Genomic DNA, 209 nt, shown 5'->3' with positions numbered 1-209 from the left:
TGGAAGTGCAGCAATGCATGGAGCTGACCAGTACTAATCGGTCGAGGGCTTATCCAAACAAATACCCCGAGCATGACGGGGATGCGCAAGTTCGTTTCGTATCTAGTTTTCAGGTGATCAAGCCTGAGGAGAAGATGTGGGGCCTTTATCAAGGACTGATATTTTCTCGCAGCGATGAGTTTTCTAAGGTTGGATATTTTCCTGGAGTG

The 209-nt window shown here is 47.4% G+C and carries 1 protein-coding gene; it reads left to right on the top strand.

Annotation, left to right across the window (positions count from 1 at the left end; genetic code table 11):
• Positions 1 to 17: 17 nt before the first annotated feature.
• A partial coding sequence (locus KJS63_RS26040; RefSeq protein ID WP_213621627.1) for a hypothetical protein occupies positions 18 to 209 on the top strand: 192 nt, incomplete at its 3' end.

The organism is Paenibacillus sp. J22TS3, assembly GCF_018403205.1.
Lineage (GTDB): Bacteria > Bacillota > Bacilli > Paenibacillales > Paenibacillaceae > Fontibacillus > Fontibacillus tuaregi.
The sequence above is the reverse complement of the archived record's forward strand: the minus strand, read 5'-3'. Positions and strand labels throughout refer to the sequence as shown.